18 protein-coding genes are annotated in these 19,449 nt (G+C 69.1%); 4 read left to right on the top strand and 14 right to left on the bottom strand.

The genetic code is table 11. The annotated features are described in order from the left end of the window. Positions 1 to 30 precede the first annotated feature (30 nt). On the top strand, positions 31 to 690 hold the full coding sequence (locus ACZ6SF_RS13900; RefSeq protein ID WP_466062474.1) for a DUF6319 family protein: 660 nt from the start codon (positions 31 to 33) through the stop codon (positions 688 to 690). A gap of 8 nt (positions 691 to 698) precedes the next feature. Here the strand turns inward: ACZ6SF_RS13900 and ACZ6SF_RS13895 are convergent, their stop codons facing one another. Further along, entirely contained in the window at positions 699 to 2,114 is a 1,416-nt protein-coding gene (locus ACZ6SF_RS13895; protein ID WP_466062473.1) for a diguanylate cyclase, read from the bottom strand. 401 nt (positions 2,115 to 2,515) lie between these two features. Here ACZ6SF_RS13895 and galK point away from each other — a divergent pair, with 401 nt between their 5' ends. Beyond that, the gene (gene galK, locus ACZ6SF_RS13890) at positions 2,516 to 3,661 is read left to right on the top strand and encodes a galactokinase (protein WP_466062472.1); all 1,146 of its coding nucleotides are present in this window, start codon (positions 2,516 to 2,518) and stop codon (positions 3,659 to 3,661) included. A gap of 97 nt (positions 3,662 to 3,758) precedes the next feature. Here galK and ACZ6SF_RS13885 read toward each other — a convergent pair whose 3' ends face one another. The 6 genes from ACZ6SF_RS13885 to ACZ6SF_RS13860 form a co-directional block, all read right to left on the bottom strand. Next, complete coding sequence (locus ACZ6SF_RS13885) at positions 3,759 to 5,195, bottom strand: PepSY-associated TM helix domain-containing protein (protein ID WP_466062471.1); 1,437 nt, start codon at positions 5,193 to 5,195, stop codon at positions 3,759 to 3,761. A gap of 162 nt (positions 5,196 to 5,357) precedes the next feature. Next, complete coding sequence (locus ACZ6SF_RS13880; RefSeq protein WP_466062470.1) at positions 5,358 to 5,918, bottom strand: hypothetical protein; 561 nt, start codon at positions 5,916 to 5,918, stop codon at positions 5,358 to 5,360. Positions 5,919 to 5,964: 46 nt separating this feature from the next. Continuing rightward, positions 5,965 to 7,611 (bottom strand): acyl-CoA synthetase, encoded by a 1,647-nt coding sequence (locus tag ACZ6SF_RS13875; protein WP_466062469.1) that lies wholly within the window; start codon positions 7,609 to 7,611, stop codon positions 5,965 to 5,967. Positions 7,612 to 7,784: 173 nt separating this feature from the next. Further along, positions 7,785 to 9,404, bottom strand: a complete 1,620-nt coding sequence (locus ACZ6SF_RS13870) for an acyl-CoA synthetase (protein ID WP_466062468.1) — start codon at positions 9,402 to 9,404, stop codon at positions 7,785 to 7,787. A 208-nt stretch (positions 9,405 to 9,612) separates the two neighbouring features. Further along, positions 9,613 to 10,248 carry a hypothetical protein gene (locus ACZ6SF_RS13865; RefSeq protein ID WP_466062467.1) on the bottom strand — a complete coding sequence of 212 codons (636 nt, stop codon included), beginning with the start codon at positions 10,246 to 10,248 and terminating at the stop codon, positions 9,613 to 9,615. 203 nt (positions 10,249 to 10,451) lie between these two features. Then, positions 10,452 to 11,414 carry an NmrA family NAD(P)-binding protein gene (locus ACZ6SF_RS13860; RefSeq protein WP_466062466.1) on the bottom strand — a complete coding sequence of 321 codons (963 nt, stop codon included), beginning with the start codon at positions 11,412 to 11,414 and terminating at the stop codon, positions 10,452 to 10,454. Positions 11,415 to 11,464: 50 nt separating this feature from the next. Here ACZ6SF_RS13860 and ACZ6SF_RS13855 point away from each other — a divergent pair, with 50 nt between their 5' ends. Then, entirely contained in the window at positions 11,465 to 12,262 is a 798-nt protein-coding gene (locus ACZ6SF_RS13855) for a TetR/AcrR family transcriptional regulator (protein WP_466062465.1), read from the top strand. Here ACZ6SF_RS13855 and ACZ6SF_RS13850 read toward each other — a convergent pair. After that, positions 12,256 to 12,708, bottom strand: coding sequence for a MarR family winged helix-turn-helix transcriptional regulator (locus ACZ6SF_RS13850; RefSeq protein WP_466062464.1), 453 nt, complete (start codon positions 12,706 to 12,708; stop codon positions 12,256 to 12,258). The genes ACZ6SF_RS13855 and ACZ6SF_RS13850 overlap by 7 nt on opposite strands. A gap of 115 nt (positions 12,709 to 12,823) precedes the next feature. On the opposite strand from ACZ6SF_RS13850, the gene ACZ6SF_RS13845 reads away from it, so the two are divergent. After that, entirely contained in the window at positions 12,824 to 13,747 is a 924-nt protein-coding gene (locus ACZ6SF_RS13845; protein ID WP_466062463.1) for an MBL fold metallo-hydrolase, read from the top strand. Between the two features lie 129 nt (positions 13,748 to 13,876). Here ACZ6SF_RS13845 and ACZ6SF_RS13840 read toward each other — a convergent pair whose 3' ends face one another. The 6 genes from ACZ6SF_RS13840 to ACZ6SF_RS13815 all read right to left on the bottom strand — a co-directional run bounded on the left by ACZ6SF_RS13840 (position 13,877) and on the right by ACZ6SF_RS13815 (position 19,432). Further along, the gene (locus ACZ6SF_RS13840) at positions 13,877 to 15,097 is read right to left on the bottom strand and encodes an acyl-CoA dehydrogenase family protein (protein WP_449997074.1); all 1,221 of its coding nucleotides are present in this window, start codon (positions 15,095 to 15,097) and stop codon (positions 13,877 to 13,879) included. 54 nt (positions 15,098 to 15,151) lie between these two features. Continuing rightward, positions 15,152 to 16,561, bottom strand: coding sequence for an acyl-CoA dehydrogenase family protein (locus ACZ6SF_RS13835; RefSeq protein WP_466062462.1), 1,410 nt, complete (start codon positions 16,559 to 16,561; stop codon positions 15,152 to 15,154). A 190-nt stretch (positions 16,562 to 16,751) separates the two neighbouring features. Continuing rightward, complete coding sequence (gene ftsX / locus ACZ6SF_RS13830) at positions 16,752 to 17,657, bottom strand: permease-like cell division protein FtsX (protein WP_466062461.1); 906 nt, start codon at positions 17,655 to 17,657, stop codon at positions 16,752 to 16,754. Continuing rightward, positions 17,657 to 18,346, bottom strand: a complete 690-nt coding sequence (ftsE, locus tag ACZ6SF_RS13825; RefSeq protein ID WP_466062460.1) for a cell division ATP-binding protein FtsE — start codon at positions 18,344 to 18,346, stop codon at positions 17,657 to 17,659. Before ftsE ends, ftsX begins: the two co-directional genes overlap by 1 nt. A gap of 56 nt (positions 18,347 to 18,402) precedes the next feature. After that, positions 18,403 to 18,543: a hypothetical protein gene (locus ACZ6SF_RS13820; RefSeq protein WP_466062459.1), complete on the bottom strand. Its 141-nt coding sequence runs from the start codon at positions 18,541 to 18,543 to the stop codon at positions 18,403 to 18,405. Positions 18,544 to 18,553: 10 nt separating this feature from the next. Further along, positions 18,554 to 19,432, bottom strand: a complete 879-nt coding sequence (locus tag ACZ6SF_RS13815; protein WP_466062458.1) for a mechanosensitive ion channel family protein — start codon at positions 19,430 to 19,432, stop codon at positions 18,554 to 18,556. Between the last annotated feature and the right edge of the window lie 17 nt (positions 19,433 to 19,449).

The following is a 19,449-nucleotide window of genomic DNA, read 5'->3' as shown; positions in this document are numbered from 1 at the left end:
GCCGCAGAGATCGATGCGGGGCGCCCGCCGATGGTCTGGTTCACGTCCGCGGCGGTGGGGGTCACCGAAGGGCGTTCGGGCAAGGTCGTCTCGCTCGGTGACCCGGCGGACGGCGACTTCCTGCAGATCCGGCCCACCGGGTCCAAGGATGTACTGTCGTTCGGTCCCACCGAGGTCACGCTCACCAAACCGCCGCGTGATCGGCCGGCCGGCCCCGCGCCCGCGCCCAAATCCGCGCCCGAACCGAAGGAAACGTCCGTGACTCCCGCCGCGTCCCCGTCCGCGCCCACCGCCGCGGCCAAGAAACCCGCCTCCGAGACACCGGCCGCCCCGGCGCCGAAGGAGTCCGCCGCCGAACCGAAACCCGGTACCACGCCGCGTACCCCGGCCCGCGCGGCCAAGGCTCCGGCCGCCCGTAAACCGAAGGGCCCCGAGGTCACGGTCACCATCAACGGCACCGCCGAGGGGGAGTGGACCGTCGATGTGACCAACGGCAAGAAGCGCACCACCCGCGCCCTGCCGGTGGCCGGCCCGGCGGTGGCGCAGGCGGCGAAACTGCTGCATCCGGAGGTCGCCGAGGTGGTCGAGGGCCTGCAGGAATCGGTTCGCGGCGCGCAGGAGGCCAAAGTCGCGCAACTCCAGGCCGAATTGGCGCAGGCCCGCAAACTGCTCGAGGAACTGTCGGACTGAGGTAGCGGTCAGACCGCGGTTTCGCGGGGCCGCCAGCCCTGCTGCATCGGCTCGGCCGGCGTATGCCGGATGGTGTCGTGGAACATGTAGCCGAAACCGCGGCGCTTCGCCAGGTACATGGCCGCGTCCGCATCGCGGATGAGGTCGTAGACGGTCGCGTCGATATCGCGGGGACCGCCGCAGGCCAGTCCGATACTGGCGGTCAGCGGGACCTCGCCGGTGCTGAGCGGGAACGGTTTCATGAAGATTCCGAGCAGCCGCTCGGCCATGGTCGTGGCCTCGTCCCGGTCCAGCGGCGCCAGCACGATGAATTCGTCGCCGCCGTAGCGGGCCACCACATCGTCGCGGCGGACGGCCGCGCGGATCCGGTTGGCCGCCTGCACGATCAGTTCGTCGCCGACGGTATGGCCGTAGCTGTCGTTGATCGCCTTGAACTCGTCGAGGTCCACGAACAGCAGGCACAGCGCCCGTTCGGCCCAGTCGCGGTGATCCCGGTGCAGCACCCGCAACAGCGCGGAGCGGTTCAGCAGTCCGGTGAGCGGATCGTGGTCGGCCTGGTATTGGGCGCGCCGTTCGCTGCGGGTACTGCGGCCGATGGCACGTTCGCTGCGGATCAGCAGGCCGATGAGCAACAGGGCCAGAACCGTGGACACCACCACCTGGTCGAGCTGGCTCAGCGGTGCGCGGGCCACCGGCACCAGGGACGAGACCACCAGCGCCACCGCGATCACACTGGCGCGCTGCCGGGAATGGTTGGGCCGGACGGGCCGCCGTTCGCTCACCGTCGCCATCGTGGGATGCAGCGCCGCCGCCCCGAACGCGGCGAAGGCGCCGAGCAGCGGCAGCAACAGCAGTTCCGGGTCCGTGGTGAGCGTTCCGGCGGCGGTGAGCCGGAAGCCGATCTCGGTCAGCAGGGCGAAGGCCAGGCCGAGATGCAGGAGCCGCAGCGAGGTTTCCGAGCGGCTCGAGGTCGCCAGCGAATGGGCCAGCAGGGTCAGCAGTAATGCGTCGAAGACCGGATACGCCACCACGGTGAAGGTGTCCATCCGGCCCTCGACCGAGTGCAGCACCGGGGCGATGAGGAAGATCCAGGAGGCGAGCAGGGCGCCGAGACCGATCAGCCCCGAATCCAGCAGTACATCGGGGTGCGCCCGGGTCTGCCGCGGACGTAGCCACAGCGCGGCGGCGGCCCCGGTGGCGATATATCCGGTGAGCGTGCAGATCTCGTCGAGAGGGCTGGACGCGGCCGAACCGAATTCGCGCAGGACGGTGCCCACGGTGTACGGCACGATGGCCGCTGCCAGCAGGTACCACGGCAGCGGGTGGGCCGGAGTGTGCCGGTGCACGCCGAATCCGGCCACCGTCACCGCGGCCAGTGCCGCCAGCACAGTGGCGGTGACGGACAGCAGCGAGGATCCGAGCACCGGGGGAATCACGACCAGAACGCCCGCGGCCGTGAAAAGTGCTGCACAGAGAAACTTCCGGTGTAAAACCTGTCGTCCTGCACCCTGCGAGTCGCTGATTATCATCAGCCCCCCTTTAGTCGCTCCATTCCCGGTGAAATCGAGCCGCGTCGCAGGTCTGGGAATCCTTGTCTGTCGTGCTCTACCAACCCATCGAGCGGCGGCTGACGAAACCGAGTTTTCCTGTACGAGGGGACGTCCGAGCCGGGCGCGAACGCTCGGCCACCAAACCTGGACTATGAGTCCGATGATGACACGCAGTGTCGAATTTGTCGCTGTCTTGGCGCAACAACGTCGTAACGGCTGTCTCGCGGGTGGCGGCGTCGCGCGGTGCGGCGGTTCCCGGCTCGTACGGTGGTCCGGTGACACAACGCGAGGAGAGCATCGATTCCCGCCGCGTCTGGGCGGCGCCGGGCCGGGTCAACCTGATCGGTGAGCACACCGACTACAACGACGGTTTCGTCCTGCCGATCGCGATACCGCTGGCGGTCACCTGCGCCGGGGTGCGCCATCCCGACGATCTGGTCCGGGTGGGTTCCCGGCAGCGCCCGGGTGAACCGGTGCGATTGCCGGTCCGGGCGCTACGCGCCGAACGCGATCTGGTGCCGGGCTGGGCACGCTATCCACTCGGGGTGGTGGCCGAGTTCGCCCGGCGTGGACACCGGACCGAGGGTCTGGAACTGGAATTCGACGGCGCCGTTCCGGCGGGCGCCGGACTCTCGTCCTCGGCGGCGCTGTGCTGCGCGACCGCGGTGGCGGTCCGGGACCTGTGCGCACCGTCGGTGCCCGACCGGGAACTGATCGATATCGCCCGCGCCGCCGAGAACGACTATGTGGGCGCGCCGACCGGGATCCTGGACCACGCCGCCTCGATCCTGTGCACCGCCGGGCACGCCTTGTTCCTCGATGTCCGCGCGTTCCGGGAGTCGGAAACCGGTGGCTACGAACAGATCCCTTTCGACCTGTCGGCGGCCGGTCTACGCCTGCTGGTCATCGATACCGGGCAGACCCACGACCACGCCGGTGGCGGCTACGGCGCCCGCCGGGCCGAATGCGCCGCCGCCGCCGAGGCGCTGGGAGTGGAATCGCTGCGCGATATCGGCGATCTCGACAGGCTGACCGGGCTCACCGATCCGGTGCTGTACCGGCGCGCCCGCCATGTGGTCACGGAGAACGACCGGGTGCGCGCGGTGGCCGGTGAGCTGCGCGGGGGCGCCGATCCGCGGGCGATCGGGCCACTGCTCTCGGCGGGGCATCGTTCGTTGCGTGACGATTTCGAGGTTTCCACCGAGGTGCTGGACGCGGCGGTGGATGCCGCCGGGGCCGCCGGAGCGCACGGTGCGCGCATGGTGGGCGGCGGGTTCGGGGGCAGCATCATCGCGCTGGTCGACACCGCGGGTGCGGATCGGGTCCAGGAGGCGGTGCGGGAACGGCTCGCGGGCCTGGGATTCGGGCATTCCCGCGCATTCGAGGCCGTGGCGGCGCCGGGGGCCGGGCCGGTGGGGTGACGCGGGGCGGGTCGGTGGTGCCGGTGCCGTCGCGACGGCGGCGATCGGATGGGGGAACTCCGGTGGCCGGCCCTGGATCCGGCCACCGGAGGCGGGGTCAGGCCGTGGCCCGTGTCCGGCGGATCAGGCCGACGACGCAATCGACCACCAGGAAGGCGAGCAGGCTCACGCCGAAGACCGGTGCGAACCACCCGATCAGCGCGGCCGCCACCAGCACCGGAACCGCCAGCGGGACGGATTTGCGGAGCGCGCCCCGGCGGGGCGGGGTGCCGGAGGTGAACCATCGCGCGTCACGGGTCGGGCGGCGCCGCCACCACATGAGGTATCCGCGCACGATCACCGTGACCAGCCCCACCGCCGCCGCCAGCAGCAGCAACTGGTTGAGCAGGCCGAACATCAGGCCCATATGCAGCTGGATCCCCCAATTGGCGAGTTTGGCCATCAGCGACCAGTCGGAGTAGGGGAGCAGATCGACCACCGCGCCGGTGGCGCCGTCCACGGATACCGCGTCGACACCGAGCACACCCGGCATCCTGCGTTCCTTCACCGCGAACGCGGTCGCCTCGTCGGCGGGAATCGCGATCTCCACCGGGTCGGTGACGCCGGCCTCCCGGGTGGTGGCCGCGACGGTGTCCAGCTGCCCGATCCGGTCGGCGGGCACGGTATGGGTGACAGCCGGGCCGCCGTGATGGTCGGTGTGGCCGGTATGACCTGCCGGGGCGGTGCCGGGCAGAGCCGTGTCCACGGCGGGCGTGGTCCAGCTCAGGTTCTCCCGTAGCTTCTCGATATTGGCGCCGGCGTAGGTCGACCAGGTCAGACCGGTCGCCGACAGCAGCAGGGCCACCGGCAGAATCCACATTCCCACCGCGGCATGCCAGTTGAGCCGGCGTTCGCGGGCGCCCTGCGCGAGGTTGGGCACGAACAACCAGCCCGCCGAATCACGGTGCCGCCGCGCGCGGACCCGGCGCACCCACAGCACCAGGCCGGCGAGCGCGATCAGCCACAGCCACGAGGCCGCCAGTTCGGAATACAGGCGGCCCGGTTCGCCGAGGTGCAGATGCCGGTGGACCTGCGAGACCCAGGCGCGGAAGGGCAGCGCGCCGGAACTGCCGTACACCACCGCTTCGCCCACCGGGCGCGCGGTGACCGGGTCGACGAAGACCGCGCGGCGCTCGGATTCGCCGAGGGCGGGGTCGCTGAACAGCACCCGGGTGGTCTGGTCCGGCGCCGGGGCGGGTGCGACCGCGACCAGGGTGAGATCGGGTCGCTGCGCGGTGCCCGCGGTCACCTGTTCCGACAGCGGCCGGGCCGGGCCTACGGAATCGACCTGGAGCAGATCCCGGCTCATGATGTTCTCGACGGTCGGGGCTATCGCGTAGAGCCCCCCGGTGAGTGCCGCGATCAGCAGAAACGGTCCGACGAACAGACCGGCGTAGAAATGCAGCCGCAGCGCGAGCGCGCGGACCGCGCCCTTGCCCGGCCGTGGCGGGGTGGCCGGCGCGGCGGGAGCCGCGTCGACGTCGGTGGTGGTCACTGGTTTACCTGCGTCCTGTACTGGGTCCGGCGCGGGCCGAGGAAGTCGGCGCGAAGAGGTTCCGGCGCCGCGTGTACGGGCGCCGGGACGGTGTCGCCGGAATGGGTGGGAACCGGCGATCCGGGCCTTCGCCTGCGCGGCGCTGCCCGGGGCCGGGTGAGATCAGTTCAGGACGACGCGGGGTGGGGCCCGGGTGCCGACGGCCCCGACGACCAGGACGCGCGGGACGACCCGGTCCCGGTAGGTGAGGCGCAGGACCTCGCGATCGGCCACCACAGGTGACCGGAAGAGCACCGGCAGCAGCCGTGACAGCGCCGCGGCGCCGCTGCGGTAGGCGGCCTCGGCGCCCCGGACGACGACCGCGGCCGCGCAGGCCACGGCGATATGCGCCGCGATCATGGCCGGTGTGAGTTGCAGGTCGCCGTGATGCAGATGACCCGAACCCCAGCCCAGGCAGATATGGCCGAGCAGCTGACCGGCGGCCAGTACGGCGGGAAGCCCGGCGCCGGTACGCAGCTGCCGCAGTCCGGCGACCAGTGCGCCGAGGGCGGCCGACGCCGCGGCGAGCAGCATGACGGCCGCACTGTCCGGTACGGCGGTGGGGGCGGCCCAGCCGTGCGCGGCCACCGATACCGTGCCCGAGATCAGGCCGGCCACCGCACCGCGGACGCGGGCGGCGTCGCGATGATCCGCCGCGGGGGCGGAGCCGAACCTGATACGCACGCGGTGATGATATCCGACCCGGTCGCAGGGCCCGGACGGCCGGATCTCAGCCCTCGGTCTCCAGCTCGACCAGTGGTTTCCGCAGGAGTTTGCCGGTGGCGTTGCGGGGGAGTTCGTCGAGGAAGAGCACCTCGCGGGGAACCTTGTACCGGGCCAGGTTCGCCTTCACGTAGTCCTTGATCTCCTGCGCGTCGCGTGCCGAATCCGGTCCGGGCACCACCACGGCGCGCAGTCGTTTGCCGAACTGCCGGTCGTCGACTCCCACCACGGCCGCCTCCAGGACGTCGGGGCGGTTGGCGATGAGGTGTTCGACCTCCTGCGGGAAGACGTTCTCGCCGCCGGAGACGATCATGTCGTCGTCGCGGCCGTCGATGAACAGCAGGCCGTCGTCGTCCAGATGACCGACATCGCCGCTGGACATCATGCCGTCCACGCTCTCCTTGGTCCGGCCGTCGGTATAGCCCTTGAAGGCGTGCGGATTGTCGATGAAGATCGTGCCGGTCACATTCGGCGCGGTGATCCGCCGGCGATTCTCGTCGTAGAGCGCGATCCGCACGCCGACCGGGGTGCGGCCGGCGGTGGTCGGCGATTTCCGCAGCTCCTGCGGGGTCGCCACGGTGATCACCGCGCATTCGGTGGAGCCGTAGAGGTTGTAGAGGACATCGCCGAAATGCGCGCCGGTGCGCACCACGACATCGGGTGGGATCGCCGAACCCGCCGCGAAGATCACCTTCAGCGAGGAGACGTCGTAGCGGTCCAGTACCTCGCGCGGCTGGTCCAGCAGCCGCTGCAGCATGGTGGGCACCACGACCAGCGAATCCGCCCGGTAGCGGGCGATAGCGGCCAGAGTGCGCTCGGGATCGAAACGGCGCTGCTGGAAGATGACCCGGTTGCCCAGCGCCAGGCCGAGCGAGAACTGCGACAGCCCGGTGCCGTGGAAGATGGGCGCGGCCATCACCATCGTGCCCTCCGCGGGCAGCGGCACCCGGTCGATGAACTGGGCGGACATGAACGGGCTGACCTTGTCGCGCGGGGCGCCCTTCGGTGTTCCGGTGGTGCCGCTGGTCAGGATGACCATGCCGCCGGGCTTCGCCGGGGCGGCCACGGGTTCGGTGGACTGTCCCGCGGACAGTGATTCGACCGTCGCGAGCCCGGGATCGGCATGATCGGATTCGTCCACCCAGGTCAGGATGCGCGGGACGGTGGCCGGGATGGCGCTCATCAGGCCGAAGAACTCGCTGTCGTGCAGCACCGCCTTGACCTGTTCGCGTTCGGCGACATCGGCGAACTGCGGAGTCGCGAATCCGGTGTTCATCAGCACCGCGCGCAGGCCGAGTTTGCCGGCGGCCAGCATACTCAGCACCATGCCGCGATGGTCGCGGGCCAGGACCGCCACTACATCGCCGCCGCGCAGCCCCTGCCCGGCGAGACCGCGCGCGAAGGCGTTGGACTGCCGGTCGAGCTCGCGGTAGGTGAGCTCGCCCTTCTCGTCGACGATGGCGGCCAGATCCGGGCGGGTCTGCGCCGCGTGCATGACGACTCCGGCGAACGGTCCGAACTTGCCCGCGTTGATCATCGACCGGGCGGCGTGGTCGAGCCGCAGCGGATCGAAGAGGCCGCGCTTGCGCATCACATTCACGGCGAGTGCGAGGTCGCCGGCTTTGCGAACGGGTCCGGGCAGCGACAATGTCATCGGTGACAACCTTCCGCGGTGTACCGCCCGCTACGGCGGCCGACCTCCTCGAACTCCAGTGCTCGGCCAACCCTAGCAATGCCCCGCGCCACCCCGGCCGTCATTGTCTCGGACAGCAATGAAACCGGGACCTCCGCTGTGAGAGTTCCCGGTTTCATCGACGGAACAGGGTGTCAGACCTCGTATTCCACGAGCACCCGGCGCAGCAGTTTGCCGGTCGGGTTACGCGGCAGATCGTCGAGGAAGACCACTTCGCGCGGCACCTTGTACCGGGCCAGGTTCTCCTTGACGTGGTTCTTGATCTCGTCCTCGGTGGGTTTGTGGCCGGGTTCGGGCACCACGAACGCGCGCAGGCGTTTACCGAACTCCACATCGTCGACACCGACCACGGCCGCGTCGAAGATGTCCGCACGCTCCAGCAGGAGGTTCTCCACCTCCTGCGGGAAGACGTTCTCGCCGCCGGAGACGATCATGTCGTCGTCGCGGCCGTCGACCATGAGCAGGCCGTCCTCGGTGAAATGCCCGACATCGCCGCTGGACATGTAGCCGTCGATGATCTGCTTGTGCCGGCCGTCGGTGTAGCCCTCGAAGGGCGCGCCGCTGCGCACGAAGATGCGGGCGGTGACGTTCTTCGCGGTGACGGCCTTGTCGTTGTCGTCGTAGAGCCGCACATCGCAGGTCAGCGGCGGGCGGCCCACGGTGCCGGGGGCCTTGGCCAGTTCGTGGGGCTGGGCCACGGTGGCGATGGCGACCTCGGTGGAGCCGTAGAGGTTGTAGACGACGGGTCCGAAGACCTCCGCGGCCTTGATGCTCAGTTCGGGCGAGAGCGCCGAACCGGCCAGCACGATGCCCTTCAGCGAGGAGGTGTCGTACTTCGCCCGGACCTCGGCGGGCAGTTCGACCATCCGGTGCAGCATGGTCGGGACCGCGACCAGCAGCGAGGCCTTGTGCTCGGACACCATTTTCAGCGTGGCCTCGGCATCGAACCGGCGTCGCATCACGATCTTGTTGGTCAGACCGGTGCTCACCAGCCAGGTGCCCAGCCCGGTGCTGTGGAAGATCGGCGAGACGATGACGACCGTGCCGCGTTTGGGGAACGGCATCCGGTCCAGGAACTGCGCGGTGGCGACCGGGCTGGCCTTCTCGCGCGGCGCGCCCTTCGGCAGACCGGTGGTACCGCTGGTGAGGATGATGAAGCCGCCCGGCTTGCTGGGCACGGGCAGCGCCTCGAGGCCGTTCTCGGCGATCAGATCGTCCAGGGTCTTCGCGCCCTCGGGCAGCTCCGCGCCCTCGTCGACCCAGGTCAGGAAGCGCGGCATATCCGCGGGCAGCGCGTCGAGCAGGCCCAGGAACTCGCTGTCGTGCAGGACGGCCTTGACCTTCTCCCGCTCGCACACCTCGGCGAACTGTGGCTTGGCGAAGCCGGTGTTCATCAGGGCGATCTTCACACCGAGTTTCCCGGCGGCCGCCATGGACAGGATCAGGCCGCGGTGGTCGCGGGCGAGGATACCGATCACGGTGCCTTCGGTGATCCCGGCCTTGCGCAGTCCGTTGGCGATTTTGGTGGACTGTTCGTCCAGTTCGCGGTAGGTCAGCTCACCGCGTTCGTCGACCAGCCCGGGCGCCTCGGGCGCGATCCGCGCGGAATGCATGATCAGGGTGGCCTGCGGGATATAGGTCTTGGAATCCTTCAGCGTCCGCAGGGTTTCCCCGGGATTCTTCAGATCGATGAAGCCGCTGGACTGCAGCAGCCCGTATGCCTTGACGACTTCCAGCGTATGCGCCAGGTTCACCCTCGAACACCTCCACAGACTCTCGCGTCGGCACTCGACCTAGCGATTCCGAACGGCATATCGGGGCTCACCGTAGCAGTGAAAGTGCGTCCGCTCACAACGTACGCTCCGGACAAAAAAGACATCACGGTAACGATGAGTTCCGGTCCGGAGGGGGACGCGTGTCGAATATTCGACGCGCATCCCCGCTCCGACCAGGGCTGTTCGCTCAGTTGTAAATCGCTCCCAGCGACGGGAAGGTGATATCGCCGCGCTGATAGGCGAATCCGTCCGGATTCTGCGGGCTCACCGGAACCGGCCACCGATGCCACAGGTTGCCGTACACCGCCGCCACCACCATGCCCGGGCCGGGATCGATCACCCGGGTGCGGATGGTGGTGTCGGCGATGATGTCGACGTGCTCGGTGAACTGTTCCATTCCGCTGCGGCCGTTGGACAGGTTCAGCCACACCACATCCAGGCGCGCGCCGGTCTGGTTGGGCGCGATCGTGCCCGGGCCGCCGAAGAACGCGAACCGGAAACCGTCGACGCTCAGCGCCAGCCCGTTGCCGTAGAGCCCCTGCCCGCCGCCGCGGCCGATGGTGGATTCGGCGGGCACCTGGAACGGCTGCGCCGGCAGCGCCGCCTCGCGGGTGGCGGTATCGACCCGTGGATCGTCGAGCAGCATCTCCACGGCCCGCTCGGCATCCAGATTGCCGATGGCGGCCTGGCGCAGCTGCTGAACCGCCGTGGGCCAGTCGACCCGGGCGGGTTCGGAAGCGGCGTGCCCGGTGAGCAGGACGGTGGCCGCGGCCGTCGCGGCGACAGTGGTGAGGAGCCGACGGGCGAAGCCCTGTGTACGCATAGACCAGTCTCCTTGCCGATACGGTGGTTCGGGATGCAGCTCGGTGAACGGGTGCGTGCGGTGGAGCCGGTGGAACACGCCGGGCGAATACGATGCCGGGCGGGGCGGAGCTGCCGGTCGTACCTCGGAACAGCTCGATCGACAACAGAGTGTCACTCGGACCGCGCGGTGTCCAGAACCGCCGCGCGGCCGTCCGAACGGCGTTACCGCGTCGCCCGCCCGGTCCGGGTGAGGTGGTCGCGCAGAACCGCGGCGCCGGATTCGGCGAGCCAGTCGTCCAAAGTGCGCAGGCCGGGGTGGATCACCCGCAGCGCCTCGATATCGGCGTGCCAGCCGTGACCGTCCCGCCAGCTCCGCTTCACTCCGGCGATCTCCGGGCCGAGTGCGGCGGCCTCGTCGTCGGTGAGCTGCTCGTACCGTACGGCGATACCGGTGGCCTCGCTGATCGCCGCCGCGGCGGCGATCGGAGTCGGCTGGTCACCGGCGAGCTCCAGGGTCCGGCCCGCGAAGCGGGACGGGTCGCTGAACGCGAGCAGGGCGAATTCGGCGATATCCTCCACCGCGATGATCTGCATCGGTTCGTCCGGCGGAAACAGGTGCCGGTGCGCCCCCTCGGATATTCCGTCGATCGCGGCCACGGCCAACCCGAGATAGTTGGTCATGAAACGGACCGGCCGCAGCACGGTGGAAACCGGGATGCGATCACGCAGATACCGCTCGATCGCGGACTTTCCGGCCCATCCCGGGGTGGGCGCCGTGGTCGTGGCGACGGTACTGAACACGACCCGTTCGATTCCCGCGGCCGCGGCGGCGTCGATCAGCGCCCGGCCCCGGGCGGCTTCGAGTTCGGTATCGCCGCCGTCCGGCCCGAATACCACCGGCGGCATGCCGAACAGGGCGGCGGCACCGTCCAGTGCGGGCAGCAGGCTGCCGGGATCGTCGAAATCGCCGTAGACGAGCCGGGCGCCGGCGGCCTCCAGAGCGGCTGCCGCCGGGGCTTTCGTATCGCGGACCATGGCGTGCACCGTTCGCCCCGCGGCGAGCAGGCGCCGCGCGGTGGCACCGCCCTGTTGGCCGGTGGCCCCGGTGACGAGGATCGGGGTATCGGTATCTATCGGGTTCTCGGTGGTCATGGCATCCGTTTCGACGGTGGTGGATACTGGCACGATCCGGAATGATCCGCCCGTTTCCGTTTCCCGGACAAGGATTACGTGACATGACCACAGCAGCGCTGCCCGCCAATCGCCGGGCGGATGCCCGGCGCAACCGCGACCTTGTACTCCGTACCGCCGCGCGGGTATTCGCCGAGGAGGGGCCGGAGGTGTCGATCGGCCGGATCGCGCAACGCGCGGGTGTGGGCGCCGGGACGGTGTACCGGCACTTCCCCAGTAAGGAGACGCTGGTGGAGGCGGTGCTCTCCGAACATGTCGCGGGCCTGGCCCGGGCGGCGGATCGATGGGCCGCACGTGCCGCACCCGGTGACGCGCTGTTCGGATTCCTGCTCGAGGTGATCGAGAAATCGGCCGGTCACAAACAGATCTGCGATGCGCTGACCACGGATCAGAGCTGGCCGCACGCCGTGCTCGCCACCGCGGGCCAACGCTTCGGTGCGGCCCTGGAACACCTGCTGCACAACGCGAAACGGGCCAGGGCCGTCGACCCCGATGTCCAGGTCGCCGATCTGACCGCGCTGACCATCGGTGGTGCGGCGATCTGGTCGGCACACCGGAACCGGGCCCGCGGCGCACGGCTGGTCCGGCAGCTGCTGGACGGATTGCGAACGGTGCCGGTCACGGAAGGCCCGCTCTTCCGTGACAACTCCCGGCCGACCGGTCACGAAACCCCGGGCGCCGCGCAACTCTGCGCCGAATGCGGGACCCGGCTCCCGGTCCGGGAGACCGGCAGACCGGCCCGCTATTGCGGACCGACCTGCCGTCAGCGTGGGCACCGGCGTCGCGGCCGGCCCGCCGCGACACCGGTCGTGATGGATCAGACCGCGGTGGCCCGTCAGTGAGGTGACGCCCCGGGCCGATTCCCGGTGACGGCGCGTTCCAGCAGTTCGTGCAGCGTCCGTAGCTCCTGGGCGTCCAGTGGCTGCAGCGGTGAGTCCTCGGTGAGCCTGTCCAGCAGGGTTTCCCGTAGTCCGGCCCCGGCGGCGGTGAGCACGATGAGTTTGGCGCGCCGGTCCGTGGGGTGGGCCCGGCGTTCGACGTATCCGGCCGCTTCGAGTTTGTCGACGACGAAGGTCGCGTTGGAGGGTTCGCAGCTCATTCGCTGGGCCAGATCGCGCATGGTCATGGGCCCGGTCAGTTCGCGCAGGGCCACGGCCTGCGGCGCGCTCAGGCCGAGCGGGGTCGACCGTAGGCGCACATGGTTCTCGATACGGCTCGCCAGCGCGTTGACCAGCCCGCACAGTTCCCGTTCCGCCGCCACGAGATCCGAAGCCGGTGTATCGCCCATGGGATCATCCTAGCCGATGCGTGAAGTTGAAATAGTTGCAATTTGAATTATTTAAGCTTTAGGCTTCCCGGGTGTGATCGACCCTCGGTCACCCAACGATCCAGGAGCCCGCGCCATGTCTCTTGTTCACCAGGCCGATTCCACGGACAGCCGGCCGGCCGGGCCGGTCGGCGCCGAACGGCTGCGTCGCCCGTCGCGGATGCGCTCGATCCGATTGGGAGAAACGACCGTGACCTACGTTCCCGACGGTTCGGTCGGGCTGGCTCCGCGCGGCTGGCTCCCGGACGGCACCGATGCCGATTGGGCCGCATATGCCGACCATCTCGACGAGAACGGGTACCTGGTCGCCGGAATCGGCGGTCTGCTGGTCCAGCGGGGGCAGCGCGCGCTGCTGATCGACGCCGGTATCGGACCGGTCTCCGTGCCCGCCGACCCCGCCAATCCGTTGATCGGTGCGATCCGCGGTGGTGCGCTGCCGGCCAATCTGGCAGCGGCGGGGGTCCTCCCGGAGCGGATCGAGGCGGTGGCCTTCACCCATCTGCACGGTGATCACATCGGATGGGCGGCGCATCGCGGGCCCGGCGGCGGCTCCGTGTTCGCGGGTGCCGACTATCTGGTCGCCGAAACGGAGTGGGCTCAACGGCACCCGTCCGCCGAACACGCCGTGACGGCCGAGATGCTCGAAGCGATGAGCCCGAAGGTCCGCACGGTCGCCGACGGGGCGGAGATATTCCCCGGCGTCAGGATGTGGTCGGCATCAGGGCATACCGAAGGGCATGCGATGTACTCGATCGACTCCGGTGGGCGACGACTGCTCGCGTTCGGCGACGCGTTGCACAGCCCGCTGCAGGTTCGCCATCCCCACTGGTCCTCGGGCGTCGATCACGACCGCGAGCAGTCGGCGCGAGAGCGCCGCCGGATCGTCGCGGACCTCGCCGACAGCGGCGATCTGGCCTTCGGCAACCATTTCGCCGATGTGGTGTTCGGCACGGTCGCACGCGCCGCCGACGGCAGTACCGAGTGGGTGCCGCTGCCCTGAGCCGATACGCGCTGCCCGCCGATGACGGCCCGCGGGCGGCCCGAAAGCCGACGAACGCTTCTCGCCGGAAAACGCGAAACCGGTGTGGTACCCCCAGCGGACCACACCGGTTTCACCTACCCCACCCGCCTACTTGAGTTCGGCGCTGCTCTTGCCCAGGACCCGGCGGGCCACGATGAGCTGCTGGATCTGCTGGGTGCCCTCGAAGATGTCGAGGATCTTGGAGTCGCGACCCCACTTCTCCAGCAGCAGCCGCTGCGAGTAACCGACGGCGCCGGCCAGTTCCACGGACTTCAGGGTCACATCGGTGCCGGTGCGGCCCGCCTTGGCCTTGGACATGGAGGCCTCGAGCGAGTTCGGCTTCTTGTTGTCGGCCATCCAGGCCGCGCGCAGGGCCAGCAGGTAGGCGGACTCGTAGTCGGCCTCCATCCGCAGGAATTCGGCCGCCGCGGCGTGCTGGTTGTTGGGCGGGGTGTCGTAGGAGATCTCGATACCCGCGTCGGTGAGGATGGTGCGCAGTTCCTCGAGCGCGGCGCGGGTGACGCCGATCGCCATGGCGGCGACCATGGGACGGGTGTTGTCGAAGGTCTGCATGACCCCGGCGAAACCCTTCTCCACGTTCACTTCCGGGCTGCCGAGGATATTGTCCTTCGGGATCCGGCAGTCCTGCAGCAGCAGGACCGCGGTATCGGAGGCCTTGATACCGAGCTTGTGCTCGAGCCGGGCCACCGACAGCCCCGGGGCGTCACGCGGGACCACGAACGATTTGATGGCGGCACGGCCGAGACTGCGGTCCACCGAGGCCCACACCACGATATGGGTGGAGCGCTGCCCGGCGGTGACGAAGATCTTCTCGCCGTTGAGCACCCATTCGTCGCCGTCGAGGACGGCGGTGGTGGTGACCGCGGCCGAATCGGAGCCGAAACTGGGCTCGGTGATCGCCATCGACGCCCACACCTTGCCGAACCGCTCCAGCTGCTCATCGGTGGCGACCGCGGCGATGGCGGCGTTGCCCAGGCCCTGGTACGGGATGGACAGCATCAGCCCGACATCACCCCAGGAGGTTTCCAGGGCGTTGAGCAGCGCGGACATATTGCCGCCGTTGGCGTTGAGGAGCACGGCGGTGCTGGGCGCCTCGTCGTCGGACCGGCCGCCGCTGGCGCCGCTGATCTTCTGCGTGCCGGAATCGCTGAGCCCGTCGACCATGGCGGCCATGGTGTCGAGCTCCACGGGATACTCGTGCTCGCCGAGGTCGTACTTGCGGGAGATGGGCCGGAAGATCTGCGCGGCCACCTGATGCGCCTGATTGGCACTGGCCCGCAGCTTCTTGGGAAGTTCGAGATTGATCATGGAAAGTCTCCTGATAAGGACTTCGTCGCCAGGGGCCGCTGGAGGCGGCGCCGACTACACGAGCACAATGCCTTCGGCGATCGCGATACCGCGCAGGTCGCGGTACCAGCGTTCGACCGGGTGTTCCTTGGTGAAGCCGTGCCCGCCGAGCAGCTGCACACCGTCGAGGCCGATCTTCATGCCCTTGTCGGCGGCGAGCTTCTTGGCCAGCGCCGCCTCGCGGGCGAAGGTCAGGCCCTGTTCGGCGCGGGCCGCGCCGCGCAGCGTCACCAGACGCAGGCCGTCCAGTTCGATGGCGATATCGGCGACCATGAAGGCCACGGCCTGCCGATGGCTGATCGGCTCGCCGAACGCCTCCCGCTCGTTGACGTAGGGGATCACGTAGTCGAGGACGGCCTGCCCGGTGCCGGTGGCCAGCGAGGCCCAGCCCAGGCGCGCCAGCTGGACGGCATCGCGGTAGTCGGCGGCGTGCTGTTTGGCATCGCCCTCGCCGAGGATCGCGTCGATGCCGACGGCGACATTGTCCAGGACAAGCCGGCCCAGGCCCGCGGCCCGCAGACCCATACTCGGATCGGCCTCCACCGACAGGCCCTTGGCGTCGGATTCGATCACGAACAGGGCAGGGCGGCCGTCGAGTTCTGCGCCGACGATGAAGATCTCGGCGTCGGCGGCAGCCGGGACCAGGCTCTTCACTCCGTTGAGCCGATAGCCGCTGGGGGAGCGCACGGCCTTGGTCTGCAGGCCGAAGGGGTCGAACAGCGCGCGCGGTTCGCTGATCACCACGGAGGCCTGGGGGACGTTCTCGCCGGTGAAGGCGGGCAGATAGGTCTGCTGCTGGGCGTCGGTGCCCCACTGGGAGAGGGCCACCGCGACACCGCTGGGCGCCAGCAGCGGCAGGGCCAGGCCCATATCGCCGTGCGCGAGCGCCTCGGCCACCAGCGCGTTGGTGACAGCACCGCGTTCGGTCGCCGCGCCCTCGAGTTCCTCGGGGACGTTGATCAGGGTGATGCCCAGTTCCGCGGCGCGGCCCAGCAGATCCTTCGGGGCCGCGGCGGCCTCGTCGGCGTCGTGCGCGGCCGGGCGCAGGATCTCGGCCGCGAACTCACGCACCGTCTCGACGATCATCTGCTGTTCGTCGGTCGGGGTGAGGTCGAAGTAGTCCTTGGTCTTCGACTCGTTGTCGGGCAGGCGTTTGGGAGCGCCGCCGCCGGCGACCTTGTTGAACGCCCGGGTGGCCGCGCCGAGGGTCCGGAAACCCGTTTTGGTGCTCTCGTAGGTGACCCGGTCGATCTGTTTGCGCAGGTTGTACTTCTCGGCGAGCTCCGAGCCGGTGATCGTCGACATGACCCGCATGGCGGCGCCCATCCAATCCCGTTTGGGTTGGTGCAGGCCCACCCCGTTCTCCTGGCGGACTCCCGTATCAGGACGCCGCTTGGTAGCGCTGTCTCGAATGCTCATCGTCACCTGTTTCCTCGCGCGGGGTGAAGGTCTGTCCCCAGCTATCTTACTGCGGAGTAAGGCTATCTTACTGCGGAGTAAGAACGGCGTCGAGGGCGTCTTCCGTCCTGGTGAGCGGACAGGCCGGGCGCGAACACGACCGCCCGCCCCGGGCGACGGGGCGGGCGGTCGTGCGGGGCGGTGCCGGAGCCTTCCCTTACTCCCGCACGTACCAGCGCAGAGTGGCGTAGGCGGTGAGACCGGCGAACACCACGCCCACCGGCACCACCATCAGCGCGGTGGTGAAGATATCGTCGAAGGTGACGGCCGGGAAGACATTGCTCGCGAACAGATCGCCCAGTGCGCGGTCGATCACCAGCGGCCGGGCGGCGAACAGGCCGATCGTCGCGACCAGTCCGCCGGCCAGCGCGGCGACCACCGCTTCCAGCAGGAACGGCAACTGGGTGTACCAGCGGGTCGCGCCGACGAGGCGCATGATGCTCACCTCCGTCCGCCGGGTGAAGGCCGCGATCTGCACCATGTTCGCGATCAGCAGGAGGGCGGCCACCGCCTGCAGCAGCGCCATGCCGAACGCGGCGTTGCGCAGTCCGTCGAACAGGCTGACCAGGCGGTCCACCGTGTCCTTGTCGTTGCGGACCATGCCGACGCCCGGCCGTTCGTAGAACTGCTCGTAGATGGCCGGATACAGCGAGGCGTCGCCCATCTTCACCCGCAGCGAGGCGGGCAGCGGGGTTTCGCTCACATATTCGGCCAGTTCCGGCTGATCCTTGAAGGTCTGTTCCTTGGCCTCGCGGATCGCCGCGTCGCGGTTGAGGTACTGGACGCTCTCCACACCGCCGACCGAGCGCAGATCCGCCATCAGCGTATGGCAGGGCTCCGAGGCGCAGTCGGGATCGGTCGCGGAGATGTCCTCGGTGAGATAGAGCCGGACCTCGAGCCGGTCCAGGAAGTACTGCTCGGTCTTGTCGGCGATCTGGATCGCGAGGATGCCGCCGCCGAGCATGGTCAGCGAGACCGCGGTGGTCAGGATCATCGCGATCGTCATGGTGACGTTGCGGCGCAGGCCCTCGGAGACCTCGCCCAGCAGGAATCCCGCGCGCATTACCGGCCCACCTCGTAGCCGCCGGTGGCCTGGTCGCGGACCAGCCGGCCCTCGTAGAGCTCGACCACCCGCCGTCGCATCCCGTCCACGATCAGCGGATCGTGGGTGGCCATGAGCACCGTGGTGCCCATCCGGTTGATGTGCTCGAGCAGCAGCATGATCTCGTAACTCGTCTCGGGGTCGAGGTTGCCGGTGGGTTCGTCGGCCAGCAGGACCAGCGGGCGGTTCACGAACGCGCGGGCGATGGCCACCCGCTGCTGTTCGCCGCCGGACAGTTCGCTCGGCAGCCGGTCGGCTTTACCGCTGAGCCCGACCAGTTCCAGTACCTCCGGCACGGTCCGGTCGATGAACTGCCGGCGTTTCCCGATCACCTCCAGCGCGAAGGCGACATTCTGCGCGACCGTGCGCTGCTGCAGCAGCCGGAAATCCTGGAAAACGCAGCCGATACGCTGCCGCAGTTTCGGTACCCGGCGTCCGGGCAACCGGTCCACCCGGTAATCCGCGACCGAGATCTCGCCCGTGGTCGGTATCTCCTCCTTGAGCAGCAACCGCATGAAGGTCGATTTCCCGGAACCGGACGGACCGATGAGAAAGACGAACTCACCCTTGTCGACGTGCACGGTGACGTGTTCGAGTGCTGGTCGCGTCGAGGTCGGATACGACTTGCTGACGTCGCGCAGGGTGATCACGAGGAGTCAGTGTAACCATTCGATAACGAAGCCGCCGCGCGACCACTTCCCGGGGCTCAGGGGGCCGGTGGGACGAGCGCGGGAACCTGGTGGACGGCCGGTGCGGCGGGGGCCGGCGTCCTCTCGGCCGGTGCGATGTCGTCGGGTTTGACGAACAGGTAGAGCACGAAGGTCGCGAGCCAGCCGGCGGCCAGCATCAGTGTCGACCTACGTGCGTGCGTTGAGACCCTCTCGGCGCATAGCCGCCGCAACCCGGACCCGAAGTTCACGTCCCACCTCGAACTGTTTGCCCGGAAGTGTCCGGGCGACCATACGGATGTTCATCTGATCCACGGTCAGATCCTCCACGCCCATCACGGTCGGCTCGTCGAGCAGCAACGGCTCGAGCCGGGGGTCGCGGTAGGCCTGACCGCCCACTTCGTGCAGAACCTCGTTGATCCGCAGAATATCGGCGCTGGCCGCGACCGGGACATCGATCGCGGCACGGGCCCAATCCTTGGACAGGTTGGTGACCTTCACGATCTGGCCGTTCGGGACCGTGATCACCTCGCCGTCGGAGTTGCGCAGCTTGGTGACCCGCAGCGTGACGTCCTCGACCGTACCCTCGGCCGGGTCGGCGACACCGGTCACCGCGATCCGCACCACGTCACCGAACCCGTACTGGCGTTCGGTGATCAGGAAGAACCCGGCCAGAATGTCCTGCACGATGCGCTGCGCGCCGAAACCGAGCGCGGCGCCCAGAACGGCGGCGGGCGCCACCAGCCCCGACATGGAGAAGCCGAGCCGCTGCAGGACCTCCATGGCGACCAGCACATAGGCCACGGTCAGCACCACCCAGGTGAGTACCTGGGCGAGCGCGTGCCGGTGTTTGGCCTCCTCGGACCGCACCAGCGCGTCGCCGCCGCGGAACCCGGAATCGATACGCTGGGTCACCCGGTCGCGCAGATAGGTGGCGAAGCGGGCGAACAGCATGGCGCCCAGTACCAGCAGCACGATCTCCAGACCCGACGATCGCAGCCAGGACGTCACATCCGAGGACAACGAGGGCAGGGCCACGATCAGTGTCCGGGTCCCCTCCGAATACATGGGACAACCTGCTCTTC

The sequence above is a fragment of the Nocardia sp. NPDC049935 genome (assembly GCF_055586645.1).
The sequence above is the reverse complement of the archived record's forward strand: the minus strand, read 5'-3'. Positions and strand labels throughout refer to the sequence as shown.

What these genes read in the sequence shown, in the direction of transcription:
- ACZ6SF_RS13865 (WP_466062467.1), bottom strand. Translation starts at nt 10,248, where the DNA reads ATGCGTACACAGGGCTTCGCCCGTCGGCTCCTCACCACTGTCGCCGCG.
- ftsX (WP_466062461.1), bottom strand. Translation starts at nt 17,657, where the DNA reads ATGCGCGCGGGATTCCTGCTGGGCGAGGTCTCCGAGGGCCTGCGCCGC.
- ACZ6SF_RS13855 (WP_466062465.1), top strand. Translation starts at nt 11,465, where the DNA reads ATGACCACAGCAGCGCTGCCCGCCAATCGCCGGGCGGATGCCCGGCGC.
- ACZ6SF_RS13845 (WP_466062463.1), top strand. Translation starts at nt 12,824, where the DNA reads ATGTCTCTTGTTCACCAGGCCGATTCCACGGACAGCCGGCCGGCCGGG.
- ACZ6SF_RS13840 (WP_449997074.1), bottom strand. Translation starts at nt 15,097, where the DNA reads ATGATCAATCTCGAACTTCCCAAGAAGCTGCGGGCCAGTGCCAATCAG.
- ACZ6SF_RS13850 (WP_466062464.1), bottom strand. Translation starts at nt 12,708, where the DNA reads ATGGGCGATACACCGGCTTCGGATCTCGTGGCGGCGGAACGGGAACTG.
- ACZ6SF_RS13875 (WP_466062469.1), bottom strand. Translation starts at nt 7,611, where the DNA reads ATGACATTGTCGCTGCCCGGACCCGTTCGCAAAGCCGGCGACCTCGCA.
- ACZ6SF_RS13820 (WP_466062459.1), bottom strand. Translation starts at nt 18,543, where the DNA reads ATGCTGGCCGCCGGCTGGCTCGCGACCTTCGTGCTCTACCTGTTCGTC.
- ACZ6SF_RS13815 (WP_466062458.1), bottom strand. Translation starts at nt 19,432, where the DNA reads ATGTATTCGGAGGGGACCCGGACACTGATCGTGGCCCTGCCCTCGTTG.
- ACZ6SF_RS13900 (WP_466062474.1), top strand. Translation starts at nt 31, where the DNA reads ATGGTCTGGTTCACGTCCGCGGCGGTGGGGGTCACCGAAGGGCGTTCG.